This is a genomic window from Microcoleus sp. D3_18_C2 (assembly GCF_036702395.1).
In the GTDB taxonomy this organism is placed as follows: Bacteria; Cyanobacteriota; Cyanobacteriia; order Cyanobacteriales; family Microcoleaceae; genus Microcoleus.
Genome location: NZ_JAUBTG010000007.1, coordinates 89,022 through 106,372, shown reverse-complemented (window position 1 = coordinate 106,372; position 17,351 = coordinate 89,022). Strand labels below are relative to the sequence as shown.

Sequence of the window (17,351 nt, the reverse complement as noted above, 5' to 3'; positions counted from 1 at the left end):
CAGTACGGCTTGCCAGATTTCTCTTGCAAGCCCCGTGTCTTTAGACCGGGGTTACTGACAGTCCAGTCGCCTCTACACGATCGGAACAAGTACCAGTCCCAGAGATATTCCAATTCTGCTTACTTTTCTTTTTTAATACTTTCGGAGTCCATCACGCTTCCAAAATACGGTAGGTAAGCTCGATCGTCTACCATTGCTGCTTGATCCACGCTACGGCTGTACCGAGACGAGCTCAATCTGGGGTTTCTCCTGAAGAGAATATTTCTTCGTGTAGATGGTTATTCCTAATTGCAATTAAATTCTATCATAGATTGACGGGGACTCAAGTCCCTCGTGACCGAAAGCATCGAGGATACCCGCCACGTGATTCATCCGTCCAGAAATAAAAAACCTGTATCCGATCAAGGAGCCCCCGAATTTATCTCGCGCAAGTCAATGCTTCAATTCTTTAATCTAAAATCTAAAATCGCGCAATCGATTGACGCTTTCCTAGGAAGAGCTAAAGCCTCACTAGGTTCTGAGTTTATGGCCTTCCGTGTACTCCTGTGAATCAACCTTCTCACGGCAGAAGGTAAATAGACAGGTAGGCGCAAATGAAGGCAACATAGAGGTTAGGGTAAGAGTGGAGAGTAAGAGGCAAGTGTTGCCCGTCTTCGGGACTCTGATTCTGCTTTCACAAGTTAAGTTTATTTTTATTCTTCAACTGGCCGCTTTGGTCGAACTTTCGGTTCGTCTGGGGCAAAGGCTTTTCAATCGAGACAGGAAACCTCGGCATTATTGACAGAGGCTGTTTTCACTCAGGAATTAACGGACACAAGGACTCATGGCTAAACAACTCAACCTACTTTCCGGGCAAGTAATTTCTACGCCTCTGCACGCCGAGATGCAGCAATCGTACCTCGAATATGCCATGAGTGTGATCGTCGGGCGAGCTTTGCCTGATGTCCGCGACGGTTTAAAACCAGTTCACCGTCGAATTTTATATGCGATGCACGAACTCGGTCTGACGCCAGACCGACCTTACCGTAAGTGTGCCCGGGTAGTTGGAGATGTTTTGGGAAAATATCACCCCCACGGCGACCAATCGGTTTACGACGCTCTGGTACGCATGGTTCAGGAGTTTTCGAGCCGCTATCCTTTACTGGCGGGTCACGGCAATTTCGGTTCGGTGGACAATGATCCGGCGGCTGCTATGCGGTATACGGAAACGAGGCTGGCACCGATCGCCCACGAAGCTATGCTAACCCAAGTCGGCGATGCAACTGTTGATTTTACTGGTAATTTTGACAATTCCCAGCAGGAACCGACGGCGCTGCCTGCTCAGTTGCCGTTTCTGTTACTCAACGGCTGTACGGGCATTGCTGTGGGGATGGCAACTAATATCCCGCCGCACAATTTGGGGGAGGTGGTAGACGGTTTAATTGCTTTGATTGAAAACCCGGAACTATCCGATGAGAAGTTGATAGAACTGATTCCAGGCCCGGATTTTCCAACCGGGGGGGAAATCGTCGCTACAGAGGGCATTGTTGACGCCTACACTAAGGGTCGAGGCAGCATTGCGGTCAGGGGTGTGGCCGGAGTGGAAGAGGTGCCTGGTAATCGCAAGGTGCGTACTAAAACGGCGATCGTGGTGACGGAGTTTCCGTTTCAGGTAAATAAGGCGGCTTGGATTGAAAAGGTGGCGGAGTTGGTTAATGCTGGCCGCCTCGACGGTATTTCTGATTTGCGTGACGAGAGCGATCGCGAAGGGATTCGAGTGGTGATTGAACTCAAGCGGGAATTTACTCCAGAAGCGGTTCTCGCTCGCCTTTACCAACAAACTGACCTGCAAACAAATTTTGGGGCGATTTTGCTGGCAATTGTCAACGGTCAACCGCGACAGTTGACGCTGAGACAATTGTTGCAGGAATTTCTGGATTTCCGGGAAGTGACTCTTACCCGCCGCTACAATTACGAGTTGCAGGCTGCGGAACGCCGGTGTCACATTGTCGAAGGCTTAATGTTGGCTTTGACAAATCTCGATACAGCGATCGACATTCTCAGAAATTCTCCTGACGGCTCTACTGCTAAGCAAACTTTCCAAGTTCGCCTAAATTTGAGCGAAAGTCAAGCTGATGCGATTTTGGCGATGCCGATGCGTAGGCTGACTGGTTTGGAAAGGCAAAATTTGCAGTCTGAGTTTGATGAGTTGATGGCTAATATTCAAGAATTGCAGCGGTTGTTGAGCGACAGGCGCGAGCTTTTGAAGGCTTTAAAGAAGGAATTTCGATCGCTCAAACGCAAGTACGCTGACCCCCGCCGCACTAAATTCGCCAATGGAACTGCACGCGCAGCAAACGCCGAATCACAATTTGCTGGTAAGAAAAATTCTGGGGTGAAGCAGTTGTCGCCGGCAACGATTCAGCCGAACTTATTGCCCGTTCTAGAGCCAGAGGAAACTATTGTTGAATTTTCGCACAAGCAGTACGTGCGACGCTTGCCTGCTGGGGAAAAGCCACGCTCGAAAAGTCGCGAAAAATCGGTTTCAGCTTTAGAAAAAAATGAAGATTTTATTGTGACGGCAAATCTGACGAAAACCGATCGCACTTTGGTCGTCTTAACTCCTAACGGCAAAGCTTACCCGCTGAAAGTGGCGGATATTCCTAGTAGTAGCGCCAAAGACCGGGGAAGGCCGATCGTTAGTTTGTTGTCGCCGAGTGCTACTAAAGACAGTGCCGATCGCGCTTTGTCGGAAATCACAGTTGCACACTTTATTTTGCCGGAAAATTCGGAGGCGGCGGATTTAGTAACTCTGACTCAGCAAGGAAAAATTAAGCGCTTGGCGATGCAGGAATTTGCTGATTTGACTAATCGTGGCGTTACTGTTGTTAAACTCAAGGAGGACGATCGGCTGCGCTGTGCGAGTCTGGCTAAAGTCGGCGAGCAAGTGGCGATCGCAACTTCAGGAGGCCGAGTCCTCCGGTTTGAGATTGATGATGAACAACTGCCGCCAATGGGCCGCGCGGCCCAGGGTTCTCAAGTAACCAGGTTGCGGAAGCAGGAACAGTTGGTGGGCTGCATCACTCTCGACCCGAACGACAGTCTGGTGCTATTTTCCGAGTTGGGTTGGGCAAAACGAATGCCGGCAGGTTCTGTCAGACTTACTAACCGGGGCGAAATTGGCACTCAAGCTTTTCGCTTCTCAGAGCCTAAAGATGCTTTAGTTGGCTTGCTGCAGGCTGTTCCGGGTACGGATGTCAAACTTTTTACTAATTCTGGCCGCCTGCTGCGATCGACTATTGATGCTATAGCTTTTTGGGGGAAAGATGCTGCGGGCGATCGAGTTTTTGACCTGAATCCAGGTGAAAAAATTATCAAAGTTATCAGCAGTCAGTAGTCATTAGTCATGGGTCATTGGTAATGGGGAATTATTCTTCTTGCAGGACTTCTTAAGCCTTGTTCCCAGGCTATGCCTGGGAATACATACTCGGAGGCTCTGCCTCCAATTCCCCAATCTAAAATCTAAAATCTAAAATCTAAAATTGTTTAATGGCGCAAGTTGTATTAGAAAATATCTACAAAAGCTTTCCTCTCCGCCAAGGAGAACAGGAAAAAGAAGCAAACACCGTCGCAGAAAGTGTCTCGCATCTAGCCGAGCGCCCTGCGTCTAACAGCGTTTTGCGGCGCATTAACCTGACGGTCGAAGACGGGGAGTTCATGGTGCTGGTGGGCCCTTCTGGCTGCGGAAAAAGCACTTTGCTGCGATCGATCGCCGGTTTGGAAGTTTTGACGGCCGGCAATATTTGGGTTGGCGATCGACTCCTTAACGATTTGCCTCCTAAAGACCGAGATATCGCTATGGTATTTCAAAATTATGCTCTCTATCCTCACTTAACAGTTTACGATAATCTCGCCTTTGGATTGCGCCGCTCGGAAAGGGAGAAGGAAGAAGGAAGTTCGGCAACGGATTCTGTAACGGATGTAACGGATGTAACTGATAGAAGGAACAAGGAACAAGGAACAAGGGAAAAGGGAGCAGCTAGAAGGAAGCAGCTAGAAGGGAGCAGAGAGAAGGGAGAAGAGACAGAAAAAGAAAAAGGAAGCAGGGAGAAGGCAGAAAAAATCAGGAATCAGGTAAAAGAGCTTATTAATTATTTAGCTTCTAATACTTTAAACAACGAGCGAATATATGCTTTATGGGAGGATTTTTTGGTAGGAGCTACTCGCAAGTTGCCTCCAGGTTTGCGCTATTTGTCGGAACGGGAAAAGGCTGTAGGGAAACGAGTGCGGGAGGTAGCTGAATTATTGCAAATAGAATCTCTTTTAAATCGCTTGCCGAAACAACTTTCGGGAGGGCAAAAGCAGCGGGTAGCTTTGGGTAGGGCGATGGCTAGGAATCCTGAAGTTTTTTTGATGGACGAACCGCTATCGAATCTGGATGCAAAATTGAGGGCCCAAACGAGATCGCAAATTGTGCAGTTGCAGCGACAGTTGGGAACTACAACTATTTATGTAACTCACGACCAAACTGAGGCGATGACTATGGGCGATCGCATTGCTATTATGAAGGTCGGCCAGATTCAGCAAGTAGCTCAACCTCTAGAGCTTTACAACAAGCCGGCTAATCTGTTTGTGGCTGAGTTTATCGGTTCTCCGCCGATGAATTTTTTGTCTGTGGAATTTAGTGCTCCGCTGTTGATTTCTCACCCGCAATTTCGCTTTACTTTACCCGATATTTGGGCAAAAAGTCTACAACAATATGACGGGCGAAGGCTGATTTTGGGCATTCGGCCGGAACATCTGAGCATTAACCCTCCGGCTACCAAAAATCTTTCGGTACAAGTGGAAATTGTAGAGGCTTTGGGACACGAAACTTATTTGGGGGTTTGTTTGACGGATGCTCCGGCGGTGAGGATGCAAGTGCGGGTTCCTCCTGAGCGATCGATCCGAGTTGGCGAAGAGCTTTGGTTGGCTATCGCCCATGACAAGATTCACTTGTTCGACCCTGATACCGAGTTGGCTATTTTTCCTAGTTAGGCAAAATCCTCAAGGTCGATCGACCGTTGTGACCGATATCACCAATCACAAGCTTGCATTTTTATCAAGGAATGTTATATTTATTTACATAAGCCTTACAAAAGTTAACGAAGGGAGTTCGCACTATGCAAGAACAAAAACGCAATGCTTGGAACTGGGGCTTCACCGAAGGCGCCGAAAATTGGAACGGTCGTTTGGCGATGATTGGTTTCTCTGTCGCTGTCATCATCGAATTGGTTTCCGGTCAAGGTCTGCTTCACTTTTGGGGCGTGATGTAATTTTCTAGTTAAGACTTTTTTGACAATGCAAAGCTTGGGAGTTCCGTTACGGACTCCCAAAATTTTGACAGCGCGATTTGGGCCACAAATAGGCAATTGCTCCCGGCAGTTAGCAGCACAAAATTTAACAGCTATAGCTCAAACCGGGTCGGGGGGTTCCCCCCCCCAAAAGAGTGATAATCACTCTTTCGGGTGATGCTAGCAAATTACTCTAGCGGATATATTCTTTCAAGATGCTGTTCCGGTTGGGATGGCGCAACTTCCGCAAAGCTTTAGCCTCGATTTGGCGAATCCGCTCGCGGGTGACGTTAAAGATTTGACCAATTTCCTCCAAGGTCTTCATCCGTCCGTCATCTAAGCCGTAACGCAGCCGCAGTACATCCCGTTCGCGGGGGCTGAGAGTATCCAAAACGCTTTCCAAGTCTTCCCTGAGCAGGTTTTTGGAGACTTGATCTTCTGGTGTTTCCCCGTCAGATTCAATAAAGTCTCCCAGACGTGAGTCTTCCTCTTTGCCGATCGGAGTTTCTAGAGAGATTGGCAATTGTGCGGACTTAGCAATGAACCGCAACTTCTCGATCGTCATTTCCATGCGGGTAGCAATTTCTTCTTCCGTAGGCTTGCGACCCATTTCCTGAGACAGGAGTTTAGTAGTTTTCTTGATCCGCGAAATGGTTTCGTAAAGGTGAACAGGTAGGCGGATAGTGCGCGATTGGTCGGCAATTGCTCGGGTGATAGCCTGACGTATCCACCAAGTTGCGTAGGTAGAAAACTTGTAGCCTTTTTCGTGATCGAATTTTTCAGCGGCCCGGATCAGACCCAAAGAGCCTTCCTGAATCAAATCTTGGAAAGACAAACCGCGATTCATGTATTTTTTGGCGATCGACACCACCAAACGCAGGTTTGATTGCACCATTTTTTCCTTGGCCCGACGGCCGACGTGAAGTCGGTGACGGAATGCAGGAAGTGCCATATCTACAGCATTCGCCCATTCGCTGTCTTTGGGTTCGCGGTTATACTCTTCGAGCAGTTGTTCTCGAACTCGCTCTAATTCCAGCAAATCTGCAATCTTGCGCGCTAGTTCAATCTCTTCGTCAGCTCGCAGCAGTCGAATCCGACCGATTTCTTGCAGGTAAAGACGAATAGAGTCTTCAGTATAATGCTTTTTCTTTGCCTGTGCCCGACGGCGGGCTTTGGCGCCTTTGCCAGCTTTAGTGTCGTCCTCAGATTGAGAGTCTAAGAATTCTTCTCGATCGTCTTCTTCGTCGATAAAGAGTTCCAACTCGCTCTCAGGTAGAACGCTTTCGGCGCCCCGAAGCAACTCGAGTGTTTCCATTTCCGGTGTAATTGTGGTTGCGAGTACGGTGTTAGCCTGGATCATGCCGTCTTCCTCATGCTCCTGAATTAAAGAATAAATAACAGTGGAATAGTGTCTGTTTGTAGTTTAGACAAGTTAGCCAGTATTGACATTCCCGCAGGAAAAAATAGTGGGATTTTCGGTTTGCTAGCTGAATCTGTTACCGAAACTGCACCTGTTTTATGAGTCACGGTTCGAGTTCTGGTTTGAAGCAGGCAGCGCATTCAATCGATCGCAAATTTTAACATCGCGACCTTGAATTGAGCTAGCGGCTTTTTCTTTCGGAACGAGTTACCACATCACCTGCGATACCTTGCCCACAGAAGCAAACCATGAAGTGCGATCGATCGCACTTCCAAAAATACTGGCTTTTTTACTCGGTACTTCGAGCTTTTACCCGTACAAGTTTTCCCGCACGGAACCCTCTAACTTTTGTATTGGAGGTATCGAACTTTTGATTCGCCTTGCTTTCACTCTGGTTGTCAGACATGACAGTTGCACGGCAAATTTTCGCCACCTTGGATGTCGGTCTGCTGCCTCAAATGCAACAGCAGAGGGTTGAAGCACCAAAAGGGGAGAATCGGATCTTGCCAAGACCTTCCCGATTGTAGCCTTTCTCACAAAAAATGGAAGTTGTTTTCCATTGTTTGTCAAGAACTAGGAAAACTCTGTCAGCTTAGCTTGACAATACTAACTCATGTCCAGCTCTGCTAAATCCTGAGAACGGCCCGCAAAAACTTTGGCACGATCGAACGGCGCTGTTTTCTGCGTATATCTGGGTGAACGGCTGCGGCGTAGTTGGCCAGACAGTTAGCAGACAATTTTTGAGTTGCCCAAATTGGAACCAATACCATCCGTGTAGATACACCCATCATTACCCTGTTTCCCTGAATTGAATCATACGCAATCTGCGATTGAATAAAGCTCGTAGCTTTAGTTTTAAGCCGGCCACTCTGGATTAGAGACCGACTCTGACCCCCTATGAAGCGTTGCGGGTTGAGTAGTGCAACAGGGGCTTTCATTGTTAAGTTAGCTCAAATCTCAGAAATTGGCTTTAATTTTGACGTTAAATCACATTAAGTTCTTAACGTCACATTCTTATTTAAGCAGTTCGACACGAGTTTGTCGCGTCCGTGGCAAAAACCACCCGGATAAATTCTACTGAGAGTTAACCCGCCGCGCAACTCTCGGCTGTGGACTTCTCTAAAATTTTTGGCTTTCGGTTCGCACTTACGCGATCGCACTGTCTCACAAACAATACAATTCGACATCTCCCGGAAGTATAACTTCACGATTCCTTTAAATACATTGTGACAGTGTGAAGATTCAATAAACTCCTTCCATCAATTTTAGGTAGGATTCCCGAATTGTCTTGATAATTTCAAGCAGACGGAAAAAAATCCCCAGCGGACGTTGATGCAACTACCTGCAGATGATAACTCCGCCAGGGAAGGAAAATTTACCCAGTTAGCGATGTGCTTGCTATTGTTGGAGAAGGCATAAGCTGCAGGATGCGCTTAAAGAAATGGAACGGTAGGACGTTGGTGCGATGCTCAAAGTTTTGTTATTATTTACAGCGTGTCATCAGAAAGCGCTGATCTAGGTTTGATCTCTAAATCATTCCTGGCTCCTAGCTCAGCAATGACGAGAGCGAAAATTGTCTATAAAGTTGATTATACCTGCTTACTATTGATGATTTCTAATAAACCTTGATAAAAGACTTTGAAGCTTTTAGAGAGATTTGATTCAGGATTCATATATTTAGAAATTTCGCTAGAGGCTTTATATTTTTCTAGTCCTCCCTGATGGTATCCAGCGTTCCGTAATACTCTTTCTAAAGCCTCCCAGGTGCCTCCTTTGATAGCATCAGGCTCTCGATATTTTTTTTGAGTAGCTAAATTGGGAGAGGCTTTAGGGTAAGCTTGGCGAATTGCTTCAACATCGCCGAAAAACCACGCTTCTAATTCTTCAACTACAATTCGATTTAAGACTTGGAATGATTTATCTTTTTGACAGGAAGATTTAGTGATTAATCCCGATGATATTGCCATTATTTCTAGTTGTTGTTTTAATTTGAGACAATCTTCTCGATCTTCATCTATTAAAATAACAATTTTCCAATCAGGCGGAAGCCATGCTTGATAACCTTTCAAACGGTTAGGCAATTTAGCCAGTAAATCTGTTTTCCCTCGAAAAGCATGAATTTTATAGGTAACAGTCGATGGCAATATTTTGGGTAAAATCTGGGTTAAAGCTGATTCTAGTGATGCTTCTTCCACTAAAAACTCAAGATGCAAAATCCTCACCTACTCTTAATTTTAAAGTTAAAATCTTTGCGGTGCACCCGCATTTTTAAGCGGATTTCCCACATCAAAGAAATCTTCCATCCACAGCGAACCCAGTAAGGCACCGTGTTCCATAAATTGTTTTACTCCCTGCATATCTGCGGTTCTTTTTGCTTGAGTAAAACCTTTCTCATCTCGATATAATACCCATAATTCCTCTGGTTTCAAACTATCCACAAAAAAGGGAGAATGCGTTGTCACCATTAATTGAGTATTCGCAGAAGCAGAACGACATTCTTCTGCAAGCTGAGGTAATAATCTCGGATGTAAATGATTTTCTGGTTCTTCTATCCCCACTAACTGCGGGGGATTAGGGTCAAATAATACTATCAAATAAGCTAAGAGCTTTAAGGTACCATCGGAGGCAAATTTTGCCAGAATTGGATGAGAAAAAGGAGCATCTTTAATTTCCAACAAAAGTCTGCCATCCTGCATGATTGATGCTTCGACTTTTTCGAGGCGTGGAATACGAACGGAAAGGGTTTTTAATATTTCTTCTAACCGTTGGGGATGTTGTTCCTTGAGGTATTGGATAACATTTGGTAAATTATCCCCCGTGGCGGACAATCTTTCCTGTGCACCTGCTTCGGTAAGGCTGCGGGTATGATCTGCGGTTAAATATGATAAATACCAGCCTGTAATAAAACGTCTTAATGCACTAACACGGGGATGTTTGGCAAATTGTCCTAATGTATTTACTGCTAAAAATTCAGAGGATTCTAGTTTTTCGGTTATCCTTTCACCTTCTTCATCAGGACTTTCACCACTAATGACTTGTCCTTCCCCTTTTTTGAAGTCTAAAAAACGAAAGGGTTTTCCTTTTCCCGATTGTCCGCGTCGCCAATGCAACCATTCTTCAGCAATGAAGGGACGATTATTTTCTTCATCTATAGCGAGATGATAGGTAATTAAAGGCGATGCGGATGTCTCTCGATATTTTAATTCAATGATAATGCAGCCTTCGCTGTCTCTGGTGCGTAATTCTCGAAATCTGCCCCGTCTATCCCAGGCTTTTCTTAGGCTTTCGGTAAAACATTCGGATAGGAAAGCGAAAACATCGAAAATAGTTGACTTTCCGCTACCGTTTGGGCCTAAGAAGACTGTTAAGGGGGTGAGATTTTTGAGTTCGAGATTGTTCAAAGCACGGTAATTTTGGACTTTGAGATATTCAATACGGGGAATATTTTTCATCATTTCACCTCCTCAATTATAATCTGGGTTTTTTTCCTCCTAATTTCTCCTTTAACGAACCGCGAAGACGCGTTAGGCGAAGCCGCGCGTAAGCGCTAGGGCGCGAAGGAAGAAAAGAGAAGAAGAAAAAACTCAAGTCCTGACTGTGAACTTAATTTAAGCGCGAGACTGATTACTGCTGATTCCGCAGGCGAGGGTTAACAAACTCGTTTAATCCTTCCCCCACCAAAGATAGTCCCACTACCATTAAAGTCATCGCCAAACCGGGAAACAAAGCTGTCCACCAAATACCAGTAGGTAGCGCATCTAAAGCTAAACGCAAGTCGTGTCCCCATTCGGGAGTTGCTTCGGGAAGTCCTAATCCGAGAAATCCCAAACCTCCTAATGTTAAAATTGCATCGGCCGCGTTGAGCGCAAACAGCACCGGTACGCTCTGAATCACATTCAGAAACAGGTAGCGCGAAAGCACTGTCCAAGTGTCAGCACCCATTGCTCGCGCGGCTTCGACAAATAATTCGGTTTTGACGCTGACGGTGTGATTCCTGACGACGCGGTAGTATTGAGGGATGTAGGAAATGCTCAGGGCGATCGCAGCATTCAAAACTCCTTTTCCCACTACAAACGCTAGCGTCAGAGAAAGTAGCAGCCCCGGCAAAGTATAAATTGTATCCATTAAAAATAACAACACTCGATCGAGCTTGCCACCCAAATAACCGCTAACCAAACCCAGCGGCACACCGATAAACAAACTCAAAGCAGTGGCTAAAATTACCACTTGCCAAGCCGCGCGAGAAGCAAACAGCGTGCGCGAAAACACATCGTAGCCACTGCGGCTAGTACCAAACCAATAATTCGCCGACGGCGGTTCGTGGATGGGGTTACTCAAAGCCTCGGTAGGATTTTGCAGCCATCCCCAAGCTTGCATAGCTGGAGACAAGGTTGCTACCAATATAAACACGGCAGTTATTGTCAAACCTGCCCACATCATTTTCATTGACAGGCTTGACGGTGAGGCACTGTTGAGAAATCGCGGTAGTCGGAGGCGGCTTTGAGCCATAATGACGATCGACCTATATAAGACTTTTCGATTTTAGTAGCACTCAGGCGAAAAAACCCGGAACAGTCAATCGATTTTAGATTTTAGATTTTAGATTTTCGATTGACTTGCGCGAGATAAATGCTCTTTCTTGAGGATTTTCGATTTTCGATTTGGGATTGATTCCACGGATAAATCACGTGGCGGGTACCACCTTTGAAATTCCTGGTCAAAAATCCTCTTTCTCATTCGCCAAACACTCGCGACAAACCGGGTTTTTTCGCGCGATGGGGCTAAAAAAACCCGGTTTCTCCCCTGCACGAGACTGGCGCGCAGGGGAGAAACCGGGTTTTTGGCAGGTGGGACACAAGTTGAGTTTAGGAAAAATCTCTCTTGGCACACCTCCAATCTAAAATCGATCGAATTCCTACAAATTACTGGCAATTAACTCGCGGTACTGGCTTTTCGGCTTAACTCCTTTGAGCTCAGCCACCAAATCTTTGTCTTTGAAATACTGAATCGTCGGCGTACCCATCACGCCAGCATTTTCAGCAATTTCAGGATCTTCTTCGATGTCAATTTCCACGTAGTGGATTTTGCCATCGAACTCATCTACTACTTTGCTCAAAATCGGCTTGAGGCTGTGGCAAGGCCCACAACTCGGAGAGGCATATTTGACCACAATCAGTCGATCGCTATCGTGGAACAACTTCCGCAAAGCATAACCTCCTTCGTGGCGCGTCTCTTGGATATCAAAGTTCTCGCTGGTTTTGCGTACTTTTGGAGTTTCTGGCGCTGCTAGGGGTTGCTCGGATTCCTCAGTTTGATGGAATTCCTGCGTTAAACCGTTAACTGACAGCCAACGTTCTGCCAGCATCGCACCCATACAGCCGCTGCCGGCTGCGGTGATTGCTTGGCGAAACTCGTGGTCTTGCACGTCGCCGACGGCGTAAACTCCCTCGACGCTGGTTTCTACCGAACCGTGTTTGGTGGCGATATAGCCTACTTCGTCGAGTTCTAGCTGACCTTGGAACAGTTGAGTGTTGGGAGTGTGACCGATCGCGTAAAACAATCCTTTCACCAGCAAATCGCTCTCGGCGCCGGTCTCGATATTTCTAATTCTCACCCCGTCCATTTTGCCCCCTGGCTCTCCCAAGATATCCACTGCTTCGGTGTTCCAGTGCACGGTAATTTTGGGATTGCTCAGCACTCGGTCTTGCATGGCTTTGCTGGCGCGCATTCGATCGCGCCGCACCAGCATATGTACATGAGAGCCGTATTTTGTCAAATAAATAGATTCTTCCGCTGCGGTGTCGCCCGCGCCGATGACAGCTAAGTCTACTCCTTTAAAAATTGGGGTAGCGCCGTCGCAAATCGCACAGGCCGAAATGCCGTGACTCCAAAATACGTGTTCGCTAGGTAGCCCCAGCCGTTTCGCCGTCGCGCCTGTAGCGATTACTATCGTGTGGGTTTTGATTTCTCTGTCTTCCGATCGCACTGTAAACGGACGCTTGGTCAAATCCACCGAAATTACATCTTCTGTGTATAATTCGGCACCCCAGCGCACTGCTTGAGCTTTCATCCGATCCATCAGTTGCGGCCCGGTGATGCCTTCGGGAAAGCCGGGAAAGTTTTCGACTTCTGTGGTGGTCATCAGTTGACCGCCGGGGATGCCTCCCATTTGGTAGCCTTCAAAGACTACGGGTTTCAGGTTTGCCCTCCCCGCGTAGATGGCTGCTGTGTAGCCTGCTGGGCCTGAGCCGATAATTACTAGGTTTTCTACGGTTTCGTCGGTCATAGCTATTTAATTAAACTCATAACGACTTCGTTTTACTAATTCTAGCAGAGTTCGATCGAGTTTGGTGGGATGCCATTGTGCGATCGAGGATCTGTATCTATATCTTGAGGGTCGATCGGTCTTCGGGGCAACTCCAGCTACTTTGATAAGCAAAAACAATCTAAAAGTCGATTTAGTTTTAAATGTTCGATCTATTTTAAGGGCTGAAATCTTAAGAAAATCTAAAGACGACCAAAATTATTGACTTCATTCTCAATTATTTTACCTATTTACTTGTTTTGAGGCTTGTGGTACGATTTTCATAATCCAGGGGCATTATGACTAATTTTACTTTTTGACGCTGCAAGCTTTTAAAATCGTAAAATTAACGAATTCGCAAATGTAATAAGTACAATTATTTATGCAAAATCCGCATTTGATGGTTTAAGAATTGTAACGCAGATTTTGCCATTTTTGACAAAATACAGTATTTGTGGTATGCAAGGTGCGATCGGGGGAAATTAGAAGGAAATTTTTAACCGCTTCGGAAGCACAGGCGGGACGCCCGTGCCACGATAAACGAAGCACAGGCGGGACGCCCGTGCCACGATAAACATAGAATTTTATAATTGTGTCTGAATGGATAAAATCAAGATATTGTTTGTGTGCAGTCAGAATAAGTGGAGAAGTTTGACTGCCGAGAAGATATACCAGAAGGTTAGTGGCTACAGCGTGCGATCGGCGGGAACGGAAAAAGGTGCAAGAATTAGAGTAACTGAGGGTTTGCTGGGCTGGGCGGATTGGATATTTGTGATGGAGAAGAAGCATGGCGATCGACTTCGCAGCAAATTTCCGCAAAGTCTCGAAGGCAAGAAAGTTATTTGCCTGCAAATCCCGGACAATTACGAATATATGGAACCGGAGTTAGTCGAGCTTTTGCAGGCGAAACTGAATCCCTATATGGAAATGCCAGAGAACGAGATAAATTTTATGCAGCGAGTTTTGGAACCGGAAGTGATGGATTCCTTGGAAGAGGCGATCGAATACGATTCGATGGACTTTACTGAGGTTAATGCTGCTTTTGCTCAGAGTGCTGCGGCGTTGGGGCCGGTTTTTGGAAACGTTTTGGATGCGGGGACGGGTACGGCGAGAATTCCGATCGCACTTTGTCAACTCCGGCCAGCATGGAAATTGACTTGCATTGATTTGTCGGCAAATATGCTGAAAGTTGGGGCCCAAAATGTGGAAAAGGCCGGCGTGCGATCGCAAATTAGTCTCGAATTAATCGATGCTAAGGCCATGCCGTATCCAGACAGTTATTTTGACATGGTGATTTCCAACAGCATTATCCACCATTTGCCCGATCCGCTGCCGTTTTTGCAGGAAGTCAAGCGGGTGTTGAAGCCGCAGGGAGCAATTTTTTTGCGGGATTTGCTGCGGCCGGAAAAAGCGGAAATCAGGGATAATTTAGTCAATCTGTATGCGGGAGATTGCAACGCGCATCAGAAACAGTTATTCAGCGATTCGTTGCAAGCAGCATTTACCCTGGATGAAGTTGAGGAAATGATCCAAAATGCCGGGTTGGATGGGTTGAGGATTTATGAATCTTCTGACAGACACTGGACGGCAGAACGTGCTTGGTGCGAGTCTTTGTAGGCACGGGGCGATCGATTTGATATATCTCCTATCTCTAAAATTCTTAGACTCGTGACTGCCAAGTTTTCGGCTCTCGCTTACTGTGAAAAATCGCCAGAACTACAATTTGCTCCGGTTCAACACGGTAGAAAATTAAGTAGGGAAACTTTCGCACGACAATCCGCCTCATTTCTTGGAAAACAATTGAGCAAGCTTCTGGCGTCGCGCTAATTCGATCGAGTGCTTCTTCTACACGATTGAGAAACTCTACTCCAAGTCCTGCACTTTGTTGCTCGTACCAATCAACAGCCTCATCAAACTCTTCCTGTGCAGCCGGACGCAGGACAATAGAAAGGCTCACTGTTGCAACCTCGCCATTGTTCTAGCTTTTACTTCTTGCCAAGAAATAACCGCATTGGGGTTTGTTTCGTGGTCTAGCAGGCGGCGAGATAGCTCTATCCTTTGAGATTCAGTTAATTCAAGATGTTCGGGATCTGCGCTTATGCTGTCCCATATCGCTTGTACTAAGCGAATTCTGTCATTAACGCTCAAACTAATAATTTCTGCAAGAGTACCAGCGAGATCCATAGCTTAAAAATGCGTCACAGCTAAATACTTTTCCACATTTTATCGCAAAGATTGCTGGAAAGGAGCGATCGCACCTCCCCAGCTATTCGCCGTACTGTTGCGCGATCGCTTCCAAACTCAAAACTAATTTACGAGCGATCGCCCGGATCGAACACGACTATTAGGCGAGCTTCCGGCAACAACTGTCGCAAAATGCGGATCTGACCGTCTGCATCCGACCAACTACGAAACCGACCCACAACGCTTCTTTGTAAATTGGGAAGCAAGCGAACAATAATCCAGGAATTCAGACGCTGTTTGTAAGGCATAATCGATTCATGCTCCTTTCCAAAGGGGTATTAGAGCCAGTCCTTGTACTTTCCACGGTTCTGGACTGGCTATTAAACATATTGTCTAATCAATTTATTGTTTAGTCAAGATGCTTAAGCATCTTATAGAAAAAATGTGCGATCAAAGTTATGCCGAAAAAGCCCGTTCCGCGACCTGAAGATGAAGAGTCGCACTTAAAGAAGCTCAGGGAAGAACTGGAGATGAGTCAGGAAGATTTGGCGCGAGAGCTTGGCGTTTCGTCGCAAACCATCAGCCGTTGGGAGTTGGGGAAGAATGTGCCGACGTTCACCGTCAAGCAGATGAAAGCTTTGGAGAAATTGCTGGCTAGCATCGGGAGGTCGATCGGAGATTTGCCAGACAATCTGTGATGGAAACCATTAAACCAGCCCACGGATAAATCCCTGGATCGCTTTTTCCAATCTAAAATCTAAAATCTAAAATCTAAAATTACTCGATCGCGCCCTAGGTCTTTAGCATGATAAAGCGCGCGGTCTGCCGCTGCAAGTAGGTTTTCCTGAGAAGTTTCGGGCTGAGGAAACGTGCTCGCTACCCCCAAACTCAGCGTCACGAAAGAACACACCGCTGAATTAAGGTGTTCGATTTCTAGTTCTTTGACGCAAACTCGAATTCGCTCTGCAATCCAAACAGCTATTTCAGACGAAGTGCGGGGTAAAATTACCGCAAATTCTTCACCTCCGTAACGAGCCACCAGAGTCTCCCCGGAAACTGCGCCTGCTGAGTAATGTACAGCCTCAACAATAGTTTTGGCTACCTGTTGCAAACAAGCATCTCCCGCCTGATGCCCGTACGTATCGTTGTATTTCTTAAAAAAGTCAACATCGCATAAAATCAAAGATATTTCTGCCGCAGCTTCTCCCAATTCTTGCCATTCTTTTTGTAAGTATTCGTTAAAACAGTGGCGGTTGGCAATCTGAGTTAAGCCATCTAAGTTAGCAAGGCGATACAATTCTGAATTAGCTGCTTTTAATTGAGAATTAGCTGCTTCTAGCTCGGATTGCGTGACTGATAAATTGTAATAAAGTTCGCTCATAGACCAAGTAGCTTCTTGGTGAATTTGGGATAAAGCTACCCAGAGTTGATGCACGTCTAAAAGTCGGTAAACTTGAGGTTCTAACTGCACAACAATCGGCTCGTAAAGCAGTTCCGGCGGTCGCTGCACGGAGCGCTGAGCTGCCATGACAATTAAGGCTACTCCTGGTAAAATCAAACTATCGGTTTGAGCTATTTGATACAAGGCTATAATCGGTCTGCAAGCAAATATATCTACTCCGTAAGGGCGGCTCATGCGTTCCATAAATCGCCGACGCGATATCATCCCTAAAAATTCTCCATTTACGGTTAAGATAACTCCCGGAAGCAGCGGGTGAGATTGAAAAAACCGGGCTACTTCTTTGGCTAGATATGAGGAGTCAACCTGAAAATTGAATAGAGCCAGATCCTTAAGAGTAGACTCTAAAGATAAATTTTTGGGTGAGTTTTCTGGCGAGTTGGACGGCTCAATAAATTCAACAGACACAGCACAGATCCGAATAAATAAATAATAAAGAAGCAACAAAGCTAGTGTCAGATATTAACTTATACTAACATTTATTTATGAACAGTCACTGTATTCTTGACTACACTGTTTATTTCAAGGGATAAGCTGCTGCGTTAGCTTCTGCCTTGCCTGCATTGCATTACATTGATTCATCCTCACTCAATTAGAAAGCTATTGAATTAATTATTATTCATTTTTTTACTGTTGGCTTTTTGCGTCGTAAGAAAAAGATTTCAGAGCCAT

Annotated in this window: 16 protein-coding genes; 6 read left to right on the top strand and 10 right to left on the bottom strand. The window is 46.0% G+C overall.

Going from position 1 to position 17,351, the window contains the following annotated elements; all coding sequences use genetic code 11:
• The first annotated feature begins 823 nt into the window (after nucleotides 1–823).
• The 3 genes from QUA88_RS07410 to QUA88_RS07400 all read left to right on the top strand — a co-directional run bounded on the left by QUA88_RS07410 (nucleotide 824) and on the right by QUA88_RS07400 (nucleotide 5,294).
• Nucleotides 824–3,376: a DNA topoisomerase (ATP-hydrolyzing) gene (locus QUA88_RS07410; protein ID WP_333054812.1), complete on the top strand. Its 2,553-nt coding sequence runs from the start codon at nucleotides 824–826 to the stop codon at nucleotides 3,374–3,376.
• Nucleotides 3,377–3,528: 152 nt separating this feature from the next.
• A complete protein-coding gene (locus QUA88_RS07405; protein ID WP_333054811.1) occupies nucleotides 3,529–5,016 on the top strand; it encodes an ATP-binding cassette domain-containing protein in 1,488 nt (495 codons plus the stop codon).
• Nucleotides 5,017–5,141: 125 nt separating this feature from the next.
• Nucleotides 5,142–5,294, top strand: coding sequence for a chlorophyll A-B binding protein (locus tag QUA88_RS07400; RefSeq protein WP_333054810.1), 153 nt, complete (start codon nucleotides 5,142–5,144; stop codon nucleotides 5,292–5,294).
• A 211-nt stretch (nucleotides 5,295–5,505) separates the two neighbouring features.
• On the opposite strand, the gene rpoD is transcribed toward QUA88_RS07400, so the two are convergent.
• On the bottom strand, nucleotides 5,506–6,672 hold the full coding sequence (gene rpoD / locus QUA88_RS07395) for an RNA polymerase sigma factor RpoD (protein ID WP_333054809.1): 1,167 nt from the start codon (nucleotides 6,670–6,672) through the stop codon (nucleotides 5,506–5,508).
• 289 nt (nucleotides 6,673–6,961) lie between these two features.
• On the opposite strand from rpoD, the gene QUA88_RS07390 reads away from it, so the two are divergent.
• Entirely contained in the window at nucleotides 6,962–7,210 is a 249-nt protein-coding gene (locus tag QUA88_RS07390) for a hypothetical protein (protein WP_333054807.1), read from the top strand.
• A 148-nt stretch (nucleotides 7,211–7,358) separates the two neighbouring features.
• Here QUA88_RS07390 and QUA88_RS07385 read toward each other — a convergent pair whose 3' ends face one another.
• The 5 genes from QUA88_RS07385 to trxB form a co-directional block, all read right to left on the bottom strand.
• Nucleotides 7,359–7,523: a hypothetical protein gene (locus QUA88_RS07385; protein WP_333054806.1), complete on the bottom strand. Its 165-nt coding sequence runs from the start codon at nucleotides 7,521–7,523 to the stop codon at nucleotides 7,359–7,361.
• Between the two features lie 798 nt (nucleotides 7,524–8,321).
• Nucleotides 8,322–8,927: a DUF4276 family protein gene (locus QUA88_RS07380; protein ID WP_333054805.1), complete on the bottom strand. Its 606-nt coding sequence runs from the start codon at nucleotides 8,925–8,927 to the stop codon at nucleotides 8,322–8,324.
• Between the two features lie 45 nt (nucleotides 8,928–8,972).
• A complete protein-coding gene (locus tag QUA88_RS07375; RefSeq protein WP_333054803.1) occupies nucleotides 8,973–10,187 on the bottom strand; it encodes an AAA family ATPase in 1,215 nt (404 codons plus the stop codon).
• Nucleotides 10,188–10,356: 169 nt separating this feature from the next.
• On the bottom strand, nucleotides 10,357–11,241 hold the full coding sequence (locus tag QUA88_RS07370) for an ABC transporter permease (protein WP_333054802.1): 885 nt from the start codon (nucleotides 11,239–11,241) through the stop codon (nucleotides 10,357–10,359).
• A 406-nt stretch (nucleotides 11,242–11,647) separates the two neighbouring features.
• Nucleotides 11,648–13,018 (bottom strand): thioredoxin-disulfide reductase, encoded by a 1,371-nt coding sequence (trxB, locus tag QUA88_RS07365; RefSeq protein WP_333054800.1) that lies wholly within the window; start codon nucleotides 13,016–13,018, stop codon nucleotides 11,648–11,650.
• 618 nt (nucleotides 13,019–13,636) lie between these two features.
• Here trxB and QUA88_RS07360 point away from each other — a divergent pair.
• Nucleotides 13,637–14,653, top strand: a complete 1,017-nt coding sequence (locus QUA88_RS07360) for a methyltransferase domain-containing protein (RefSeq protein ID WP_333271046.1) — start codon at nucleotides 13,637–13,639, stop codon at nucleotides 14,651–14,653.
• Nucleotides 14,654–14,696: 43 nt separating this feature from the next.
• Here QUA88_RS07360 and QUA88_RS07355 read toward each other — a convergent pair whose 3' ends face one another.
• The 3 genes from QUA88_RS07355 to QUA88_RS07345 form a co-directional block, all read right to left on the bottom strand.
• Nucleotides 14,697–14,993, bottom strand: a complete 297-nt coding sequence (locus QUA88_RS07355) for a type II toxin-antitoxin system RelE/ParE family toxin (RefSeq protein ID WP_333054798.1) — start codon at nucleotides 14,991–14,993, stop codon at nucleotides 14,697–14,699.
• Nucleotides 14,990–15,220 (bottom strand): addiction module protein, encoded by a 231-nt coding sequence (locus tag QUA88_RS07350; RefSeq protein WP_333104998.1) that lies wholly within the window; start codon nucleotides 15,218–15,220, stop codon nucleotides 14,990–14,992. Before QUA88_RS07350 ends, QUA88_RS07355 begins: the two co-directional genes overlap by 4 nt.
• A 128-nt stretch (nucleotides 15,221–15,348) precedes the next feature.
• Nucleotides 15,349–15,528 carry a hypothetical protein gene (locus tag QUA88_RS07345; protein ID WP_333203912.1) on the bottom strand — a complete coding sequence of 60 codons (180 nt, stop codon included), beginning with the start codon at nucleotides 15,526–15,528 and terminating at the stop codon, nucleotides 15,349–15,351.
• 150 nt (nucleotides 15,529–15,678) lie between these two features.
• Here QUA88_RS07345 and QUA88_RS07340 point away from each other — a divergent pair, with 150 nt between their 5' ends.
• The gene (locus tag QUA88_RS07340) at nucleotides 15,679–15,918 is read left to right on the top strand and encodes a helix-turn-helix transcriptional regulator (RefSeq protein WP_172186452.1); all 240 of its coding nucleotides are present in this window, start codon (nucleotides 15,679–15,681) and stop codon (nucleotides 15,916–15,918) included.
• Nucleotides 15,919–15,977: 59 nt separating this feature from the next.
• Here the strand turns inward: QUA88_RS07340 and QUA88_RS07335 are convergent, their stop codons facing one another.
• Nucleotides 15,978–17,087 (bottom strand): GGDEF domain-containing protein, encoded by a 1,110-nt coding sequence (locus tag QUA88_RS07335; protein ID WP_333208262.1) that lies wholly within the window; start codon nucleotides 17,085–17,087, stop codon nucleotides 15,978–15,980.
• Nucleotides 17,088–17,351 lie beyond the last annotated feature (264 nt).

Excerpts from the sequence above, each read along its gene's own strand:
- QUA88_RS07340 (WP_172186452.1), top strand. The coding sequence starts at position 15,679 with ATGCCGAAAAAGCCCGTTCCGCGACCTGAAGATGAAGAGTCGCACTTA.
- QUA88_RS07405 (WP_333054811.1), top strand. The coding sequence starts at position 3,529 with ATGGCGCAAGTTGTATTAGAAAATATCTACAAAAGCTTTCCTCTCCGC.
- QUA88_RS07350 (WP_333104998.1), bottom strand. The coding sequence starts at position 15,220 with ATGGATCTCGCTGGTACTCTTGCAGAAATTATTAGTTTGAGCGTTAAT.
- QUA88_RS07360 (WP_333271046.1), top strand. The coding sequence starts at position 13,637 with ATGGATAAAATCAAGATATTGTTTGTGTGCAGTCAGAATAAGTGGAGA.
- QUA88_RS07385 (WP_333054806.1), bottom strand. The coding sequence starts at position 7,523 with ATGATGGGTGTATCTACACGGATGGTATTGGTTCCAATTTGGGCAACT.
- rpoD (WP_333054809.1), bottom strand. The coding sequence starts at position 6,672 with ATGATCCAGGCTAACACCGTACTCGCAACCACAATTACACCGGAAATG.
- QUA88_RS07370 (WP_333054802.1), bottom strand. The coding sequence starts at position 11,241 with ATGGCTCAAAGCCGCCTCCGACTACCGCGATTTCTCAACAGTGCCTCA.
- QUA88_RS07375 (WP_333054803.1), bottom strand. The coding sequence starts at position 10,187 with ATGATGAAAAATATTCCCCGTATTGAATATCTCAAAGTCCAAAATTAC.
- QUA88_RS07410 (WP_333054812.1), top strand. The coding sequence starts at position 824 with ATGGCTAAACAACTCAACCTACTTTCCGGGCAAGTAATTTCTACGCCT.
- QUA88_RS07400 (WP_333054810.1), top strand. The coding sequence starts at position 5,142 with ATGCAAGAACAAAAACGCAATGCTTGGAACTGGGGCTTCACCGAAGGC.
- trxB (WP_333054800.1), bottom strand. The coding sequence starts at position 13,018 with ATGACCGACGAAACCGTAGAAAACCTAGTAATTATCGGCTCAGGCCCA.
- QUA88_RS07345 (WP_333203912.1), bottom strand. The coding sequence starts at position 15,528 with ATGCCTTACAAACAGCGTCTGAATTCCTGGATTATTGTTCGCTTGCTT.